Here is an 18631-nt window from a genome sequence, read left to right on the forward strand (position 1 = left end):
ATGCCCGATTGGCGGTGATACGAATCGTTTCGTCCCTGTGCCGTTCGAGGTGCGGGGACATTCGGTCTGACTGTGCGCGGGATCGGAGCGTCATGGACAACTATCCGTTGCTCAACATCTTCTGGACGATGCTGGAGCTGTTCCTCTGGATCCTCTGGTTCTTCCTGCTGTTCAAGATCATCACGGACATCTTCCGAAGCCAGGACATGGGCGGCGGCGCCAAGGCGGGCTGGACGGTCCTGGTGATCCTGCTGCCCTTCCTCGGCGTTCTGATCTACCTGATCGTCCGCGGCGGCTCCATGCACGAACGCGACGTCGCCCAGGCCAAACAGGCCGACGCCGCCTTCCAGGACTACATCCGCCGTGCCGCCGGCACCGGCCCCGCCGAGGAGGGCGGCGGCGCGTCCGCGAAGAGCCACGTCGACGACCTCCACCGGCTGGCCGACCTCAAGAGCAGCGGCGCGATCACCGAGGAGGAGTACCAGCGGGCCAAGGACAAACTCCTCGCCTGACCGCCCCGCGAAAGGCCCGCCCCGGACACCTCCGGGACGGGCCTTCGGTCTGCCCGGCCCCGCCGCGTCACACCCCTGCCACAACGGCGCCGCACCGGCTCCCCAGCTCGGCCGCACCGTGGGACGCTGGAGGCATGAAGCTGATCAACTTCCTGCTCAACGTCATCTGGCTGCTGTTCTGCGGGCTGTGGATGGCGATCGGGTACGCCCTCGCCGGGATCATCTGCTTCGTCCTGATCGTCACGATCCCGTTCGGCATCGCGTCCTTCCGGCTGGCCGGCTTCATGCTCTGGCCGTTCGGCCGTACCACCGTGGTGCGGGACGACGCCGGCGCGCCGTCCTGCGTGGGGAACGTGATCTGGCTGGTGTTCGCCGGCTGGTGGCTGGCGATCGGCCACATCGTCACCTCGATCCCGCTGTTCCTGTCGATCATCGGCATCCCGTTCGGCTGGGCGAACCTCAAGATGGTGCCGATCTCGCTCACCCCGCTCGGCCGCGAGGTGGTCCGGACCGACGACGGCTTCGGCGCCCGCTGACCGGAAAACCGGTTGGCAGCCGTCCGGGGCCGGGATAGAACCGTCCGGTCCCGGAAGGCCGTCGAGGCAGAGGAGCGAGTGCGTGGCGGACAGGGAGATCCTGGCCGGCGGCGTCAACCAGGTGGAGCAGGTCGGTGACCGGGTGCTGCGGCCGACCGGGCCGTGGTCGCCGGCCGTGCACGGGCTGCTCGGGCACCTGCGGGCGAGCGGGTTCACCGCCGGGCCGGCGTTCCACGGGCTGACGGCGGACGGGCGGGAGATCCTCGACTTCCTGCCCGGCGAGGTCTCCGACTACCCGGCCACGCCGGCCGCCGCCTCCCGCACCGCGCTGCTGACGGCGGCCCGGGTGCTGCGGGCCCTGCACGACGCCACCGCCGGGTACGCGGCCGAGGGCTGGATGCTGCCCGCCCGCGAGCCCGCCGAGGTGATCTGCCACGGCGACTACGCCCCGCACAACTGCGTGCTGGACGGCGAGGAGGTGGTCGGCGTCATCGACTTCGACACCGCCCACCCCGGCCCCCGGCTGTGGGACGTCGCGTACGCGGTCTACCGCTGGACGCCGACCACCGCCCCCGGCAACGCCGACGGCTTCGGCACCCCGGACGAACAGGCCGCCCGCGCCCGGGAGTTCTGCGACGCCTACGGGCTCGACGAGGCCGGCCGGGCCGGGCTGGTGGACGCCCTCGCGGCCCGGCTGCACGCCCTGGTCGACCACATGCGGGCCGAGGCCGCCGCCGGCAGCGCCGCGTTCGCCTCGCACCTGGCCGACGGGCACCACCTGATGTACCTGTCGGACGCCGCGTACGTGCTGCGCGAGCGCGACCGCTTCGAGCGGGCGCTACTCGGTGCCTGACGCCTCCAGGTGCTCGCGCAGGGCGCGGAACTCGGCGGCGATCCCGTCCAGGGTGTAGTGCGCGTTCAGCCCGCTCGGGTTCGGCAGCAGCCAGACCTCGGTGTCGCCGATGCTCTCCGGCTGCCGGCCGACCGCCGCCCTCGGCCGCCCGAACGCGGCCCGGTACGCGCCGATGCCGAGCACCGCCAGGGCGCGCGGGCGCAGGCGCAGCACCCGGGCGGTCAGCGCCTCGCCGCCCGCCCGGTACTCCTCGGCGGTCAGTTCGGCGGCCTTCGCGGTGGTCCTGGCGACCACGTTGGTGATGCCGAGCCCGAGGGCGAGCAGTTCGTCCTGCTCCTCGGGGCCGAGCTGCCGCGGCGTGAAGCCGGAGCGGTGCAGGGCGGGCCAGAAACGGTTGCCGGGCCGGGCGAAGTGGTGGCCGGTGGCGCCCGACCACAGGCCGGGGTTGATGCCGCAGAACAGCACCCGGAGGCCCGGCGCGGCCACGTCGGGGATGGTGGTGTCCTGGGCGGCGGCGAGCTGCTCGGGAGTCGGGCGGGACGGGGGAGTGCGGGTCACCCGGACCACTCTGCCGTACGCGATTGCGGCCTCGGGTACTTGATACGTTCATGTCCGGTATATCGGATGGATAGCCAGTTCGATTGTTTTCCAGACCTGATGACTGTTCGGACGGAGAATGGGGTGGTGCCATACGAACTGAACGCCCTGATCGCCACCGATGAGCTGATCACCGTCGTGGCGGCCGAACTCCCACTCGCGCGGGTCACCCGCCTGTCCCACGGGCTGGCGCTCATCCCGATGACGGACGAACTCCACAACGCACTTCAGCATCCGTCCACCGCGCCCGACTACGACTTCAAGCGATTCCCCTCCGGATTCGCGCTGCGGATCGCCGGCTGGTCCAAGGCCGCGCAGATCGCCTTCGCCGAGATCGACGCCGAGCACCCCGCCGGCCGGCGCGCCGCCCTCTGGTACGACGGCCGGATCACCCTCGGCCCGCTCACCCCCGCCGACGGCGCCCCGCTCGACCGGATCCTGCACGCCCTCGGCGCCCCCGCTGCCGCCCTGCCCGAACTCGCCGCCGCCCTGGCGTCGCTGGTGGCCGCCGAACCGCCGGAGGCCTGACCCGGACCCGCCGCGAACGGCCCGCCCCGACGACGCGAGAATGATCACCGGTCGATCGGTCGGAACGGGGACGGACACCATGCGGATCAATGTCCTGGGGCCACTGCAACTGGTACGCGGCGACGGGCCGACCGACGGACCCGGCGGCGCCAGACTGCGGCTGCTGCTGATCCGGCTCGCCCTCGACCCCGGGCGGGTGGTGACCCGCGAACGGCTGGTCGACGACCTCTGGGGCGACACCCCGCCGGACGAACCGGCCGGCGCCGTGCAGTCCCTGGTCTCCCGGCTGCGCCGCACCCTCGCCGAGGACCGGACCGCGATCGCCTCGCACCCCGCCGGCTACCTGCTCGACCTGCCCCGCCGGCACATCGACGCCTGGGACTTCGAACAGCGGGCCGCCACCGGCCGGGCCGCCCTCGCGGCCGGCGAACCCGCCCGCGCGGCGACCGAACTGGGCGCGGCCCTGGACCTCTGGCGCGGGGCGCCGTTCGCCGACGCCGAAGCCGCCGAATTCACCGCCGCCCCCGCCGCCCGGCTCGCCGAACTCCGGCTCGCCGCCGTCGAGGACCGCGCCGACGCGCTGCTCGCCCTCGGCGACCCCGACGCCCTGCCCCGGCTGATCGCCGAACTCACCGGCCTCCGCGTCGACCACCCGCTGCGCGAACGCACCGCCGCCCGCCTGGTCCGCGCCCTGTACGCCAACGGGCAGAGCGCCGCCGCCCTGGAGGTGTTCGACCGCACCCGGCAGACGCTGGCCGACGAGCTCGGCGCCGACCCCTCCGTCGAACTGCGCGACGCCCACCTGCACGTCCTGGCCGGCCGGCGCCCGCCCGCGCGCACCGTGCTGCCCGGCCCGCTCACCGCCCTGATCGGCCGCGACACCGACCTGGCGGCCGTTCGGGACCGCCTGCGCCGTTCCCGACTGGTGACGCTCACCGGGCCCGGCGGCGTCGGCAAGACCCGGCTCGCCGTGGCCGCCGCGGCCGCCGTGGGCGCGGACGTCCGGTTCGCCGAACTCGCGGGCGCCGACGGCCCCGACGGACCGGCCCGGGCCGTCCTCGGCGCCCTGCGCCGCCCCGCCGACAGCGGGGCGCTCACCGGCGGCCTCCCCGCCGGCGAGCCGCCCGGCGGACCCGTCGAGCGGATCGTCCGCGCCCTGGACGGCCGCGACGTGCTGCTCGTCCTCGACAACTGCGAACACCTCGTCGCGGACGCCGCCCACCTCGCCCACCGCCTGCTCGCCGCCGCCCCCCGGCTCACCGTGCTCGCCACCAGCCGCGAACCGCTCGGCGTCCCCGGCGAGACGCTCTGGCCGGTGCGGCCGCTCGCCGTCCCCGAACCCGGCGGCACCCCGCAGCAGGCCCTCGCCCACCCCGCCGTCGCCCTCTTCGTCGAACGGGCCGCCGCCGCCCGCCCCGGCTTCACCCTGGACCGGGAGAACCTCGAACCCGTCGTCCGGATCTGCCGCGAGCTCGACGGCCTCCCCCTGGCGATCGAACTCGCCGCCGCCCGACTGCGCGCCCTCGACCCCCACCGGATCGCCGCCCGCCTGCACGACCGCCTCCGCCTGCTCGACCGCGGCCCGCGCACCGCCCCCGACCGGCACCGCACCCTGCGCGCCGTCATCGACTGGAGCTGGGACCTGCTCGACCAGGACGAACGCGTCCTGCTGCGCCGGCTCTCGGTCTTCGCCGGTGGGGCCACCCTCCGCGACGCGCACACCGTCTGCGCCGCGCACTGGCCCACCGGGCCCGCCCCCGACCCCACCGCCGTCGAGGACCTGCTGACCGCCCTCGCCGACAAGTCCCTGCTGGCCGCCGGCGGTTCGGACACCGGCGAGGCCCGCTACCGCCTGCTGGAGACCGTCCGCGCCTACGCCGCCGAACGGCTCGCCGAAGCCGACGAGCACGACCGCACCGCCACCGCCCACCTGCGCTGCTTCCTCGACCTCGCCGAACACGCCGAACCCCTGCTGCGGACGGACCGTCAGGCCGACCGACTGGCCCGGCTCGACGCCGAACAGGACAACCTGGACGCCGCCCTCCGCCGCGCCGTCACCGCCGGCCCGCCCGACCACGCCCTACGACTCGCCGCCGCCCGCACCTGGCCCTGGCTGATGCGCGGCCGGGCCCACGAAGCCGGCGAACGGGCCGCGGCCGTCCTCGCCGCACACGGCGCCACCCCGCCGCCCGGCCTGGAACAGGAACACGCCCGGTGCGTGATCCTCGACCTGCTCACCGCCCCGCTCCGCGGCGCCGAGACGCGGCTGCCGCCCCCCGCGCTCGGTGCGGCCCTCGCCACCGCCCGGGACGGCGACCACCCGACCGCCCTCGCCGCCGCCCTGCTGCTCGCCGCCGGCGGACCGCCGGACGCCCCCGGCGCGACCGCCCGGCAGTACTGCGCACACCCCGACCCGTGGATCCGCTCCGCCGCTCGACTCGTCCTCGGCCGCATCGAGTTGAGCGCCGGACGGATCGAACCCGCCGAACGCTCCCTGCGCACCGCCGTCGACGGCTTCCGTGCCCGGGGCGACCGCTGGGGACTGGCCATGGCCCTGGTCACCCTCGCCGCGCAACTGGCCCTCACCGGCGCCGTCGAGGAAGCCCTCGCCGCCCTCGACGAAGCCGCCCTCCACGACACCGAGACCGGCGGCACCGGCGAATCCCCCCTGACCCTCCTGCTCTCCGGCCGCCTCCGTACCCGCAACGGCGACCCGACCGCCGCCCGCGCCGACCTCGAACGCGCCCGCACCGCCGCCGAACACGCCCGGGACCCGCACCTGCAGGCCGCCGCCCACTACGCACTCGGCGAACTCGCCCGCCGCACCGGCGACTTCACCGCCGCGCTGGCCACCCAGCGCCGCACGCTCCAGCAACTCGAACAACTCCCTGCCACCACCCCCACCCACCACCACCTGCTCGCCCTCGTCCACAGCAGCCTGGCCCGCACCCACCACCGTCTCGCCGACCCCCTTGCCGCCGCCTCCCTCCACCGCCGCGCCCTCGAACTGGCCGTCACCACCCGGGACCGCCCGGTCCGCGCCGACGTCCTGGAAGCCTGGGCCGAGCACCGCCTCGCCCTCGCCGACCCCGCCCGCGCCACCACCGCCCTGGCCGCCGCCTACGCCCTGCGCGGCGGCCACGATGCCGGCGACCCGGAACTGCGCGCCGTCCTGGACGGCTGTGCCGCCGCCCTCGGGGGTGCCGCGTTCCGGGCCGCCTGGGAGCGCGGGCCGGCGCTGGCGGAGCCGGAGGCGTTCGCGCTGACGGCCGGTCAAGAGCTGGACGGCTGACGTTCGTTTGGCGTGCGAGCGGTCCGCCTGATCGCTGCACGCGTCGTCACCGGCAGTCGGGGCCGGGCGTCGTCCCGCGCTTCCCGACCTCGACTGTCCCGCCGGCCAGCCGACTACTCGAACGGCCGGTGGTTCGGTGCGCACACCGTGCCCGACGGGGGCAGGACGCCGTCCACCAGGTAGCGGGCCTCGTACCGGGCCGCGCAGTCGCTCGGGTTGGCCAGGACGGTGTGGCCGAAGCCGTCGACCGTCAGCAGTTCGGCCCGGCCCAGTGAACGGGCCATCGCCTGCGAACCCGCGTACGGCATCGCCGGGTCACCGGTGTTGGCGACCACCAGGACCGGTCGGGCCGTGCGGCGGTTCCACGGGCCGTCGTACCGGGCGGCGTCCCGGGCCGGCCAGCCGGCACAGCGCTCGTCGATCCAGGCGAACCAGGGGCCGACCGGACCCGAGCGGGCCAGGGCGAGCGCCGCCGTTCCCGCGTGGTCGGCGGCGGCCGAGGGGCCGGCGCTGTCCGAACACACCACCGCCAGGGCCTGGTCCGGCGACGGATGGACGACGGGCGGCAGTGGCGCGGTGGGTGCGTCGCCCGCCGCCCACAAGGTCTGCAGCAGCGTGCCGAGCTGCGCCCATCCGCTGCCGGGGAGGCCGGGGACGGGCGCTGCGGCGTACAGCGAGACGATCGTCGCCTCCACCGCCGCGGCCTCGGTGAACGCGGCGTCGCCGAGTGCCACCGGGTGGGCCCGCAAACGCGTCAGCAACTCGTCGTACCGGGCCCGGGTGGCGGCGGCCGTCCCGGCCGAGAACGCGCACCCGGAGGGGCCGGCCTGGCCGCATGCGTCGAGGAACGCGTTCAGCACCCGACCGGCGGCGACGTCGCTGCGGTTGCGCAGCAGCGGGCCCGTGGCGGCGGCCTCCCGCCCGCTCCCGGTCGACCAGGCCACCGGGTCCGGGCCGCTGTCCAGCACCATGGCGCGCACCCGGCCCGGGAACAGGTTGGCGTAGGTCGCGCCGAGGTAGCTCCCGTACGAGGTGCCTAGGTAGGTGAGGTCCCGGTCGCCGACGGCGCGGCGGAGCAGGTCCAGGTCCCGGGCCGTGTTCGCGGTGGACAGGTGCGACACCAGCGGGCGGGTCGCGCACTGCTCGCCCAGCCGCCGGTACGCGTCCGTCCAGGCCCGCTCCTGCTCCGCGCCCTCCGGGAAGCCGACCGCGGTGCGTGCCAGCAGGGCCTGCTCGTCCGCCGGGTCGTCGAAGCACCGGACGGGAGCGCTGCCCCCGGTGCCGCGCGGATCGAAGCTGACGATGTCGAACCGCTGCCGCACCTCCTCCGGGAACCGGTCCAGCATCAGCGGCAGCGCCGCCGTCCCCGGCACGGCCGGCCCGCCCGGGTTGTAGAACAGCGAACCGATCCGGTGCGCCGGGTCACCCGCCGGATGCCGGATCACGGCCAGATCGAGCTTGGCGCCCCGCGGGTCACGGTGGTCCACCGGCACTTCGGCGGTCGCGCACTCGAAACCGCCTGCGCACGCCGCCCAGGTCAACCGCGGCACCGCCGCCGCGACCGCCACCGCCGGGGCCGTCGTCCCCAGCACCGCGGCCACGGCGACCCCTGCCGCCAACCGCCACGCAACACGTCCACGACGAGCCATCCTCAGGCCCTCCCTCCACCGGCCGGCCGGTCGCCCGCGCCCCTCGGTCGCAGCGTCCCGCCCGGCACACCGGACGATTCCGCACCGCGCTGCCGGAACGCCGGCATTCCGCTGGCACCTCCGCCCGGCCGGTCAGACCCCGGCGATCCGGCCGGCGAGCTCCCGGTAGCCGACCGGATCGCCGCACAGCCGCTGCACGGCGGCCAGGCCCGCACTGGCCCGGCCGCCCTCCGCCACGCTCGCGCGCGAGGCCACGTAGAAGCTCCACTGGGCGACGTCCAACGGGTCGTACTCGGCGTGGCTGCGCGCGGTGTGCAGGGCGAACACGTAGACGTCGGCGTTGTACGACGGCTCCGCGGCGGTGCCGCCCTCGGGAGTCCAGACCCGGCCGCGCAGGCGGGAGAACTGGATCCGCGACAGCTCCCGCTGACCCCAGACCTGCAGGTAGGCGCTGGTCTTGACCTCGATCCGGAGCCCGTCCGGCGCCAGCACGTCGAAGCTCTCCCACTCCGCGTTCCGCGCCGTCGCACCGACGGCGCGGTGCACCAGGAACTCCGCCAGCAGCCCACGGGTGGTGTTGGTCCGGAGATCGGGCATCGCGTACCGCCAGAAGTCCACCACCGCACCGGCCTCGGCGCCCCGGAACACCTCGCCCCCGTCGAGCGGCGCCAGTGCCGCCGGAGTCAGCCAACCATCCGTCATCTCCCCACCCTCCCACGGGAGTCGACCCCGACCGGCCCGCAAACGCCGGGAGGGCACACCGTTCCCGGTGTGCCCTCCCGCGCCGGCACTCCGGCGGTACCGCCCCTGTGTCAGCGGTAGTTCACGTACTGCACCAGCACCGCGCTGACCTGCAAGTTTACAGCGATCATGGTGCTGAACTGGGAAAACTCTTGTATGGAGTTTTCACTGGTCAGCGCCGTTTTCCGCCCGCATGTGCCCCGGATGTGCCCTCGTTTCGCACGGTTCGGCAGCGTTATTCGCCAACCTGCCCCCACGCCCGGGGCGGCGGGCTCAAGTGCAATCGGAGGTGCGGGCAGGGCCAGACGCTCTTTCGTGCGCCGCAGATGCCCGTGCGGGGCCCTGCCATGTGAGCCGCCTAGTCGTTCTAACCCCGGGCTTACACAATCAGGTCGCTCAGGGCAGTGACAGCGTCCAGCAGAGCCTCTGCGCGCAGCCGGGACACGTGAATGCGCTGCCCCTCCTTCTGGGCGCTGGATGGGACTCGGGCAAGGTACTTCTGGTCGACGATGCCCCCGTTGTGAACGAGGACGTGGCGAGCGGCCATGGCTCCGACAAGTCGGTCCCAGTTGTCGCCAATCGCTGCTGGCATGTCGATACCCAGATGGTCGCGGTAAAGCGCGGCTGCGTCATCTAGGCGTTGGAAGACATTGCCGCTCTTCTTCGCCTGCTTGAGCACCTGATCGGCATCGGCCACCCGGGCGGCGAAGACCTCCTTGAGGAGCGTCTCCAACGCGGCGCATGTGTCCTTGATGGTGCTCTCGTAGATCGCCGTCAACGCACCAGAAGCCCCCATCGCCGCGCGGGCCTCGGCCCCGAGGTCGTCCTGTAGGTGTTGGAGCGTGCGGCGCTGGACATCCACGATCTCGCTGAACTGCTCAGCCGGCGCGAGCTTGCCGCACTCGGGGCAGAACAGCGCGATGCCGAAGACTGCCACGGTCTCCCCGCAACGGGAGCAACTCATTGTGCGCCGGGTCTTCTCCTGCTCGAACGTGTAGATGGGGCCTGGTGTCGGTGCCGGACCGGGCTTGAAGGTCAGGTACCGGGAACGGCGTGCTGCGTTTCCGAAGGCCTTGCTCACCTCGTCGAAGGCGTACTGAATCGCCGCTGCTTCGGCGGCCTCGGTTATGCGCCTTCTCGTGTCCGGGCTCAGAAAGGCGCTGCTGCCCTCTCGGTGCCCGCAGTAGGGGCAGAAGCAGTCGGTCTCTTCTGCTCCCCCGAATCGAACTGCGATGGCGAACCGATGTTCGCTCTCCTGCGGGCAGGCCAGCATCAGCAGGCCGTTCTCGTCCGTTGGCATGGTGACTCCGAAGCTGAAGTTGTCACCATCGCTGCCTTGGTAGCTCACACCTTGAGGGAGCCGATCTTGCCAGTCCATTTTTCGGGACCTCCCGTGCGCCGGGTCACCTGCTGCCGTGCAGCGAGCATCGCAGACGGTACCGACAAAATGCCACAGGTCTTGGCTGTATCTGTCAGTAGTTTGGCCGCTCTGCTCGCGCGCCCTACGTCTGTGGCGCTTGGTTCGCTCTGCTGGTCTTTACGCGGCCCTGGGCGGCGCGGATGGTTTTCGATCGCCGCCGGGTTAGGCCGGGCGCTGGCTAGAGGTGATCTCCTGCACATCCTTCGAGGATGAGGATGTCGGTGATCAGGAGGCGCCCCCGGATGAAGCTGAGGTTGACGGCCAGCCGTTGGGCATAAGGAATTCGCGAGGATCGCCTGAGATGCTCATGGTGTTCTCGGCGGGGGTAGGCATGGCGAGCCGATCGAGGGGAGCGTCCTCCGGATGGTGAAAGACGGCGCGGTGTGCGTTGAAGATCACCATTTGGTTGATGTGATTGGCGAGGAGGGCATTTGGAGAGACGTTATAGTCGTCGCCGGTGGAGCTGTTGTTGATTACCAGCGCTGCCCGGCGATCTAGTGGAATCACTAGGGCTTCAGCGGTGGCCAGACCCACTCCGTCGTAGGGTGAACTGTTGGGGTGGCGCATAAGGACCACGGGATCGTCGGCGGTTATCAGTGATTTCCGCTCGAATCTAATCAAGCCCCATGGCCTGCTGAAAAAATGAGCTGCGGCGCGAGGCATCAGGTCGCCGATAAGGCGCAAGTGCTTGTTCGGATGCTCGGACACCCTGTAGGAGTCGAAGTCCGTCATCTCGTCCCAATGCTCGTTCACCTCCTCATCGGTCACCTTGCGGCCGTGAGCCTGCTCCAGCACCTTGCGGACCTGTGGCTTCCCGCCAACTGCAACCTGCAGCTTGAAAATGTGGTCGGCGATCTCGTTGCCCTGTTGCCGGATGCGCGGAACCCGAACGTGTTGGGCGGCGGCCCACAATGCAATGGCCTGGCGATTCTCATCCGTGGGAGGCCATTGCCCGTCGTCGACTACGGCGCGGAATGCGGAGGCCGCTGCGCCTTCGATCTGCCCGAGTGCATCCTCAATGGCATCGGTGAAGACGCCTTCTTCAGTCTCAAGCAGGTAGAAGTTCTTGACTACAGAGGCGTCTTTGACGGAGACGGTGCTTTTCTCGTTGCCGGGCAAGGGGACGCGGATGATCTGACCGCGCTTGTCGGCGAACCGAGCAAGGTAGAACTTCGGCACGGTGTGGTGCCGTCGCTTCATAGGTGGCTTCTGGGGTGATCTTCCCATGCCTGCGACCATAGATCTTGATCGCTGCTCGTAGCGCCAGGTTTTTGCGGTTGGAACCAATTCGTGACGCCGGGCGGCCAATTTTGCGCTGTGCATGCCGAGGGCTGGGTGGCCGGGCACGCGCTGCCAAGGGCAAGGCGCGCGGGCGTTAACGGCCTTGATCGCATTCGCTGGTTGGCTACAGCGAATGCACCGTGCGGCCTGTCAGTTGCGGACCTACGGGCGAGTTGCTCCGTGCTCCAGGTAGACGGTCTCGGACTTCGTCCTGGCGGCGCAGGCGGCGTGGACGCGGCGGGCGAGGCGGGGGATGAGAAGCGCGTCGAGCTGGTCGGTGGTGTGGAAGGCGTGCTCGCCGATCTCCACCTGGTCGACGGTGATGTGTGCGAGCTCGTCGGCGGGGAGGATGCCTCCGTCGAAGACGAAGAGGAGCTTGTCGCCCTCGGTGGGGTGGGGCGCCCAGTCGGCGACGAGCAGGCGGCCGATCGGCGGGGTGATACCGAGCTCCTCTTTGACTTCCCGTGCCGCACCCTCGCTTGGGGTCTCGCCTGCGTGCAGGTAGCCGCCGGGGATCTCCCAGCCGGGCTTGTAGGTGGGTTTGACGAGGAGTACGCGGTTGTCCTCGTCGAAGAAGAGCACGCCGGCGGCGGTGCGGGGCTGGGCTACGACCTCGTGGGGTAGGGAGTCGCTCATGGTGACGACTGTAGCCAGCGGACCGAGGTGGTCGGCGGGTGTCGACGGATGAAGTGATAGCGGATCTGCTCGGGGCAGTTCCTCGGCGGGCATGGCTGGGTGGGCTCGTCGAGAATGCTCCTCAACGAGCCCACCCAGCCACGTCGTCATGCCGCTGCCGGCTCCCAGCCGTAGCGCGAGAAGGCGGGGCCGCCAGCGCGGTAGGCGGTGAGCGCCTGTGTGGCCGTGGGGAAGGCCGGTTCGGGGAGGCGGCCGGCGGGAACCCAGCGGGCGGTGAGGTGCTTGTCGGGCTCGGTGTTGGCGAGCTCGCCGGTCCACTTGTCGGTGGCGAAGACGAAGAGGACGAACTGGCCGGCCTGGTCCCAGCCCTGCTCGACGTGGATGACGTGGACGAGTTCGAGGTTCGCCGGGTCGACGAGCAGGCCGGTCTCCTCCTTGAGTTCGCGGGCGGCGGCCTCGTCGAGGGCTTCGCCCGGCTCCGCCTTGCCGCCGGGGACGGTCCAGGCGGGGTGCGGGGACCAGTTGCGGGCGGCGTAGTGCACGGCGGCGATCGTGTCGGTGCTCTTGTCGTGGACGATCACGCAGACCGAGTTCCGGCTGTTCATCACGCTGTTGTGCGTCACGGTGCGGACTCCTTGTCGAGGTACCGGAGGACGTCGGTGGTCCAGGACGGCCTGGTGGTGTGCCAGCTGAACCGGTAGCCGTTGGTGCCGAGGTAGGGCGTGGTGAGGACGTGGTGGAACTCGCACCATGCGGCGAACTCGCGCCAGGAGCATCCGGGCAGGCCGCGCTGGCGGGGGTGGTGGTTGTAGGTGTCCACGGCTCGGCGGATGGTGTCCTCGGGCAGCGGGCCGGTGGTCATGGCGGTGCTGACGACGAGCTTGGCGAGGTCGTACCCGAATGGCGCGAGGGTGAGGGAGTCGAAGTCGATGACGGCCACATCGGCGTCGGCGATGAGGAAGTTGCGCGGGTTGGCGTCCTTGTAGAAGGCGGCCGGCATGGTCGCGGCCTGCTTCAGCCAGTCGTCGGCGGCCTCGGGCGTCAGGGCCGCCTCCGGCACGGTGCCGGAGGCCAGGAGTCGGTGGAGGCGTTCGCGGCGGCCGTCGGCGAAGCTGGCGATGGTGATGGTGTCGTGGGTGTGCGGCGTGTCGAGGCGGGCTGCGTGCAGCTCGCGGGTGTGAGCGGCGGTGTGCTGGTGCCCGAGGAGGTTGGCCAAAGCCACCAGATCGTCGGGACCGCCGTGTCGTCCTTCGAGGTGTTCGAAGTCGATCTCGGTGGGGCGGACTTGGACGATCCGGGGGATGCGCACCTCGGGGTTGGCACGGGCGATCCACCGGTGGTGGACCAGGGATTGCTGCTGGGCCTGGGCGCTCAGGTACGTCTTGGTGAAGGTCTTCATCGACGGGCGGCCACGACGTAGGTGACGGTGGAGGTGGTCTCCAGCGGGCCGTTGCCGACGGTCTCCCGAAGCCGGCGGGCGATCTCCTCGACGCCACGACCGAGTTGGTACTTCGGGTTGGTGGCTGCGTACTCCGCGATGTGGTCGGCATCGGTGAAGCGGAAGCGGTGTTCGTGGTGGATGACCTGCTGCACGTCGAGGCAGGTCGCAACGATGTCGGCCTGGTTGTGGCTGTGGAAGGTCTCGTACAGGCTCGGCCGGCTGGTGGCCTCGGGGTCAAGGCCGCTGGTGGCGATCACCTCGTCCAGCGTGCGGTAGCTGTCGGGCGACTTGGTGACCGTGATCGACAGCCCGCCGGGTGCCAGGCAGCGGGCGATCTCGGCGATCACTGCCGCCGGCCGGGGCGAGTGGTAGAGGCAGAACGCGGCCACCGCGACGGCCACGGAGGCGTTGGGAAGGTCGATGGCGTGGAAGTCGCCGCGCAGGAACTCCACGCCCAGGCGGCCGGTGAGCCGGCTCCGGGCCTCGGCGAGGAGGGCGGTGGACTGGTCGAAGGCGATGAGCCTCGGCGGGTCGAGCCGCTCGGCCAGGGCGAGCGTGGTCGTGCCACGTCCGCAGCCGATGTCGAGGACGGTACCGCGCAGCCCGGTGGCGGCGAGGTCGGCGATGACGGTGGCGGGGTGGGGACCGGCGGTCTTGGCGCGGGACAGCGCGCCGGTGCGCTGGGCGATGCGGCCCGCGTCGGCGTACAGGTCGTGGCGGACGTGGTCGGTGTCGAGGAACGGGTTGGCGGTCATGGACAGGTGGAGCCTTCCCGGTGCGAAGTGGGTCAGGTCATGTCTGTGGAGGGACGGTGGCGACGAAGCGACGGGCGGCCCGGCGGCTGGTGAGGGTGACGACGCGGGCGTGGCCGGCGTGCTCGGCGATCAGCGCGCGGACCTTGGGCCGCATCTGGCGCCGGTAGCCCAGGATGTAGCGGACGAAGCCCCAGGTGATGCGGTCGAAGACGCCCTGGGAGGTGTGCTGGCCGCCGCGGTAGCGCCAACGTCGCTGCAGGATGCCGAGCAGGCAGACGACCGGGGGGATGTCGAGGAAGATGACGGTGTCGGCCCGCTTGAGGCGGATCGGGAGGGTGGAAGCGTAGTTCCCGTCGATCACCCAGCGGGGCCGAGCGACGAGCTCCTCCTGGAGAGCAGCGAACTTCTCCTGCGGCAGCGGGTTCCAGTCGGCGTCGTAGTAGACGCCGTCGAGGTGGGTCAGAGGGGCGTTGATCAGTTCGGCGAGCTGGCGTCCGACGACGGTCTTGCCGCTGCCGCCGCAGCCCATGATGGCGATCCTGTCCATGCCGCTACACGCTACCGAGCCGTGCGACGGCCCGGCCCCCGACTTGTTCGGGCCACTCGGGCGAGATCTCCAGCGTGGTCATGCGCGGTCTCCTTCGAGCAGCAGGGGCGGGATGGTTGTGCCAGCCAGCGCGGCGGTGAGGGTGCGGAGCTGGCGGGAGACGCGGAACGGGTCGAGTCGGTCGATGCAGCGGGCGATCAGGTCGGCGTGGGCCTGGCTGCCCGCGATCCGGGCGAGCGCGGTGACGGTGGCCACCACATCGGCCGCGCTCGTGATGACCAGCTCGCGCGGGACGACCGTCTCGGCGGCCCGCATGGTGCGCGGGGCCAGCGGCAGGCAGCCGGCGAGGACGGCCTCGAAGAGCCGCTGGGTGAACTGGCCGGTTCTCGCGTACCGGTCCGGGGCGAGGAGCACGGTGCTCACTGCGGAGCGGTAGGTGGGGGTGACCTCGTCGAAGGGGATGCGGCCGGTGAAGTTCACCTCCGGCCAGCGGGCGGTGTTGTTCCACTTCCCGGCCACCTGGTGCGGCAGCTGGGCGGCGGCCGGGGCGAAGAACTCCCCGAAGGCCGTGTCGCGGTCGTACTGGTTGCCGATGTAGACCAGCGGCAGTTCCCGCTTCTCGGCCGCGAGGGCGGCCGGGTAGGCCCGGTCGAGGGCGTCGTCGGCGACCGGGAAGAGCAGGCTGACCGTTCCCGGCGACGGGTACAGGGCCGGCTCGCACACCTGCAGGTGCCGAACAGCCCGCAACGGGTGGTCGGCGGGCAACTGCTGGTCCTTGTCCCACAGCACCGTGCGGACGGCGAGCCGTTGGGTGTAGTGGTCGAGGAGTTCCTGCTGCCGGTGCAGGTCGCAGGTGTGCCCCTCGGTGCCGCAGTCGGTGGTGTTGCGGCCGGGGATCGGCCAGCGCCACTCCAGGAACAGGGCGTCGATCTCGGGCAGGCCACCGTCCCATCGGTAGGTGGCGGTGAGGTCGGTGCCGGCCTCGGCGAGATCGCGGTTGGCCTGGAGGAAGACGATCTCGTGTCCGGCGGCGATCAGGCCGTCCACCAGGGTGCGGCGGTGGCTTCGCCCGCCGTCGGGGGTGTCGGTGATCCCGGAGCCGAGGAAGCCCCAGTGGCTGTAGCCGATCCTCATGCCTTGGTCACCCACCAGTCCTCGATGAGGAGCGCGTCCAGCCCGGACTCGGCCAGGCAGTCCAGCGCCATCTCCGGGGTGCCGCAGATCGGCTTGCCCTTCACGTTCAGGGAGGTGTTGATCAGGACCGGCACGCCGGTGAGCTCGGCGAAGGCGGTCAGGATGTCGGCCAGGAGCGGGTTGTCCCTGGGCGCGAGGGTCTGCACCCGGGCGGTGCCGTTGGCGTGGACGACCGCCGGAATCGTCGCGCGGGCCAGGCCGGTGACCGGGGAGGCCATGGACATGAACGGGGCCTCTTGGCCGAGCGTGAAGTACTCGGCGGCCTTGTCGGCCAGGACCACGGGGGCGAAGGGCCGGAACGGCTCGCGGAACTTCACCGTGGCGTTGAGCCGGTCGGCGACGCCGGGCCGCAGCGGTGAGGCGAGGATCGAGCGGTGCCCGAGAGCGCGCGGGCCTGCCTCCAGCTCGCCCTGGAACAGGCCAATGATCGCGCCCTTGGCCAGCTCGCGGGCTGCGAAGCCGACCGGGTCGTCCAGGCGCCGGGCGGTCATCCCTGGTCGTGGTTCGGCCGGCAGCTCCAGGCCGGGGAAGGACGGGCCGAGGTAGCAGGCCCGCGCCAGCCCGGTCGGGAGGTCACCGTGCCGGTCGAGATGGGCCACGGCGGCGGCACCGATCGCGGTGCCGGAGTCACCGGGCGCGGGCGGTACGGCGACCTCGTCGAACAGCCCGGTGGCGATGATCTTCCCGATGCTGACGCAGTTCATCGCCACCCCGCCACCCACGCACAGCAGCCGGGCACTCGTGCGTTCGCGGGCGATCCGTGCCAGGTGCAGCATCACCTGTTCGGTGCGTTCCTGGAGAGCGGCGGCGAGGTCGGCGTGGACCGGAGCGACTTCCTCGTCCGGTCGGCGCGACGGGCAGGTGAGCGAGGTGAAGGCTGCGGTCAACCGCGGGTAGCGGCGGTCCATGACCCGCAGACCGATCAACCGGTGATCGAGGGCGAAGCCGTCGGTGGTGAGCTGGACGGCCTTGGCGAACAGCGAGCGGAACCGCTTCGGGTCGCCGAGGGCGGCCAGCGCCATGACGGTGCCCTCCTCGTCCCCGCGCCGCCAGCCGAGGTGCTCGGTGACGGCGCCGTACAGGTAGCCGAGGGAAGCGGGGTCGTCGAGGGCATGGACGATCCGGTACGAGCGGCCGGCCGCGCTCTGCCGCGCGTGGCCGATGGTGGTGGTCTGGGTCTCGCCGAGGCTGTCCACCACCAGGACGGCGGCCTCCTCGTAGCCGGAGGCGGCGAAGGCGTACAGCCCGTGGGCGCGGTGGTGCAGGACGGGCTGCACCTCGGCGTTCGGGAAGATGTCGGCCAGGCGGGCAAGGCGGCGGCGGGTGTTGGCGGCGACCTGGGCGAACGAGCGGGCCCGGGGCAGGGCCCTGGCGGCCGTCGCCGGTCGCAGGGTGTGAGCGAGGGCGGAGGGGATCGCCCGGAGGTAGTGCTGCGGGGTGAAGTTGTACGCGACGGTGCCGATGTCGGCGAGGGTCAGGCCCGCTTCGTCGAGGAGCCACTCCACGGCCTTGGCCGGGTAGCTCTTGTCGTGCTTGACGGCGCTGAGCCTCTCCTCCTCGACGAAGCCGACGAGTCGGCCGTCGACGAGCAGGGCGGCGGCAGAGTCGTGGGTGTAGGAGCACAGGCCCAGCACGATGTTGCGGTTCGCGGCCACGTTGGTCACCTCTTCACCGGGATCGCTGGGATGGGCATGGCCGCGAGCGGGATCTTCTGTTCGCGCTGGTCGTACCAGAGCGCCAGGGTCTCGGGCAGCGGCCCGGTCGCCTCGGCGGCCCTGGCACGGGCCTCGTCGCGGCGACCGGCCTTCCACAGCCGGTAGCTGGCCAGGACGGCGGCGAAGCCGTCCCAGACCGGGTGGCCGACGGCCTCGCCCACGGTGACCTGCTTCAACATCAGGTCGAAGTCCTCCCACGGGATGCCGAGCGGCTGCCACGCGGGCGAGGCGGGTGCGTCAGCGGCGAGGCTCCAGGCCGTGTCCTGGTGCTGGGCGTACAGGTGCAGGGAATCGACGTGGTGGTGGTAGTCGCCGACCTCGGCGCCGAGCCATCCGGCCATCAGCTCGTGCAGGACCGTGGTGGTGATCAGGTCGTACGGCAGGCCGAGCCACACGTCCTGGCTCCGCATGCTGGTGTGCATCTCCAGGCGGCCCTCGCGCAGGTAGAAGCGGTATCCGAGGGTGCAGGGCACGTCCTTGTGGCCGGCGGTGTCGCGTGCGGGGTCGAAGATCTGGACGACGGCCCGGCGGCTCTCGCTGTCGCGGGTCAGCTGGCGGCGCACGTAGTCGAGCTGGTCCAACTGCCCATGCCAGCGCCGCAGGCGCGGACCGTAGGCGCCCTGGAGGGCGCCGTGGTCGGTGAGGCCGGCCAGGCGGCTGTTGAAGTCGTGGATCCAGTCGGCGCTGGAGCCGGAGAGGATCCACACGGTCTCGGCGGCGGCGAACGCGGGGTTCAGCACCCGGTACGGGCCGAGGTGGACCATCCGGGCGGCCGGGTTGGTCAGCTTGAGGTAGGCACCCATGAGTTCAGCGGTGGCCATGCCGCGCGGTGCGACGCTGCGGCCCTGGCTCAGGATGGCCTTGCCGGCGCGGGTGAACAGCGCGTTCGCGCTGTCCGCGGTGGTGACGAACACAATTCCTCCGGTGGAACGAC

At 71.8% G+C, this 18631-nt stretch carries 18 protein-coding genes; 5 read left to right on the plus strand and 13 right to left on the minus strand.

Features of this window, described 5'->3' with window-relative positions:
* Window positions 1-92: 92 nt before the first annotated feature.
* The 3 genes from ACI1MP_RS22285 (at window position 93) to ACI1MP_RS22295 (ending at window position 1901) form a co-directional block, all read left to right on the plus strand.
* Window positions 93-512, plus strand: coding sequence for an SHOCT domain-containing protein (locus ACI1MP_RS22285; RefSeq protein WP_380334411.1), 420 nt, complete (start codon window positions 93-95; stop codon window positions 510-512).
* Between the two features lie 134 nt (window positions 513-646).
* Window positions 647-1048: a YccF domain-containing protein gene (locus tag ACI1MP_RS22290; RefSeq protein ID WP_100587142.1), complete on the plus strand. Its 402-nt coding sequence runs from the start codon at window positions 647-649 to the stop codon at window positions 1046-1048.
* Between the two features lie 82 nt (window positions 1049-1130).
* A complete protein-coding gene (locus tag ACI1MP_RS22295) occupies window positions 1131-1901 on the plus strand; it encodes a phosphotransferase enzyme family protein (protein ID WP_404869321.1) in 771 nt (256 codons plus the stop codon).
* Here the strand turns inward: ACI1MP_RS22295 and mug are convergent.
* Window positions 1887-2459 carry a G/U mismatch-specific DNA glycosylase gene (gene mug, locus ACI1MP_RS22300; protein WP_404869322.1) on the minus strand — a complete coding sequence of 191 codons (573 nt, stop codon included), beginning with the start codon at window positions 2457-2459 and terminating at the stop codon, window positions 1887-1889. The two genes, ACI1MP_RS22295 and mug, sit on opposite strands and share 15 nt — an antisense overlap.
* 126 nt (window positions 2460-2585) lie before the next feature.
* Here mug and ACI1MP_RS22305 point away from each other — a divergent pair, with 126 nt between their 5' ends.
* Both ACI1MP_RS22305 and ACI1MP_RS22310 read left to right on the plus strand, forming a co-directional pair.
* On the plus strand, window positions 2586-3026 hold the full coding sequence (locus tag ACI1MP_RS22305; protein WP_157815618.1) for a hypothetical protein: 441 nt from the start codon (window positions 2586-2588) through the stop codon (window positions 3024-3026).
* Window positions 3027-3105: 79 nt separating this feature from the next.
* A complete protein-coding gene (locus tag ACI1MP_RS22310; RefSeq protein ID WP_404869323.1) occupies window positions 3106-6318 on the plus strand; it encodes a BTAD domain-containing putative transcriptional regulator in 3213 nt (1070 codons plus the stop codon).
* Window positions 6319-6431: 113 nt separating this feature from the next.
* Here the strand turns inward: ACI1MP_RS22310 and ACI1MP_RS22315 are convergent, their stop codons facing one another.
* From ACI1MP_RS22315 to ACI1MP_RS22370, 12 genes are all read right to left on the minus strand, one after another.
* Window positions 6432-7919 (minus strand): alpha/beta hydrolase, encoded by a 1488-nt coding sequence (locus ACI1MP_RS22315; protein WP_404869324.1) that lies wholly within the window; start codon window positions 7917-7919, stop codon window positions 6432-6434.
* 180 nt (window positions 7920-8099) lie between these two features.
* The gene (locus ACI1MP_RS22320; RefSeq protein ID WP_100587146.1) at window positions 8100-8669 is read right to left on the minus strand and encodes a hypothetical protein; all 570 of its coding nucleotides are present in this window, start codon (window positions 8667-8669) and stop codon (window positions 8100-8102) included.
* A 418-nt stretch (window positions 8670-9087) separates the two neighbouring features.
* Window positions 9088-10056 carry a hypothetical protein gene (locus ACI1MP_RS22325; protein WP_404869325.1) on the minus strand — a complete coding sequence of 323 codons (969 nt, stop codon included), beginning with the start codon at window positions 10054-10056 and terminating at the stop codon, window positions 9088-9090.
* A 297-nt stretch (window positions 10057-10353) separates the two neighbouring features.
* Entirely contained in the window at window positions 10354-11328 is a 975-nt protein-coding gene (locus ACI1MP_RS22330; RefSeq protein ID WP_404869326.1) for a DUF4238 domain-containing protein, read from the minus strand.
* 243 nt (window positions 11329-11571) lie between these two features.
* Window positions 11572-12045, minus strand: coding sequence for an NUDIX domain-containing protein (locus tag ACI1MP_RS22335; protein WP_404869327.1), 474 nt, complete (start codon window positions 12043-12045; stop codon window positions 11572-11574).
* A gap of 146 nt (window positions 12046-12191) precedes the next feature.
* Entirely contained in the window at window positions 12192-12668 is a 477-nt protein-coding gene (locus tag ACI1MP_RS22340) for an NUDIX domain-containing protein (protein ID WP_404869328.1), read from the minus strand.
* Window positions 12665-13444 carry a phosphotransferase gene (locus tag ACI1MP_RS22345; RefSeq protein WP_404869329.1) on the minus strand — a complete coding sequence of 260 codons (780 nt, stop codon included), beginning with the start codon at window positions 13442-13444 and terminating at the stop codon, window positions 12665-12667. Before ACI1MP_RS22345 ends, ACI1MP_RS22340 begins: the two co-directional genes overlap by 4 nt.
* A complete protein-coding gene (locus ACI1MP_RS22350) occupies window positions 13441-14241 on the minus strand; it encodes a methyltransferase domain-containing protein (protein ID WP_404869330.1) in 801 nt (266 codons plus the stop codon). The genes ACI1MP_RS22345 and ACI1MP_RS22350 overlap by 4 nt, the downstream gene beginning before the upstream one ends.
* A gap of 37 nt (window positions 14242-14278) precedes the next feature.
* Window positions 14279-14788: a topology modulation protein gene (locus ACI1MP_RS22355; protein WP_404869331.1), complete on the minus strand. Its 510-nt coding sequence runs from the start codon at window positions 14786-14788 to the stop codon at window positions 14279-14281.
* A gap of 78 nt (window positions 14789-14866) precedes the next feature.
* Complete coding sequence (locus ACI1MP_RS22360; RefSeq protein ID WP_404869332.1) at window positions 14867-15922, minus strand: hypothetical protein; 1056 nt, start codon at window positions 15920-15922, stop codon at window positions 14867-14869.
* Window positions 15919-17637: a carbamoyltransferase gene (locus ACI1MP_RS22365; protein WP_404869333.1), complete on the minus strand. Its 1719-nt coding sequence runs from the start codon at window positions 17635-17637 to the stop codon at window positions 15919-15921. Before ACI1MP_RS22365 ends, ACI1MP_RS22360 begins: the two co-directional genes overlap by 4 nt.
* Window positions 17638-17642: 5 nt before the next feature.
* On the minus strand, window positions 17643-18611 hold the full coding sequence (locus ACI1MP_RS22370) for a thymidylate synthase (RefSeq protein WP_404869334.1): 969 nt from the start codon (window positions 18609-18611) through the stop codon (window positions 17643-17645).
* Window positions 18612-18631 lie beyond the last annotated feature (20 nt).

Source organism: Kitasatospora griseola, assembly GCF_044999035.1.
In the GTDB taxonomy this organism is placed as follows: Bacteria; Actinomycetota; Actinomycetes; order Streptomycetales; family Streptomycetaceae; genus Kitasatospora; species Kitasatospora griseola.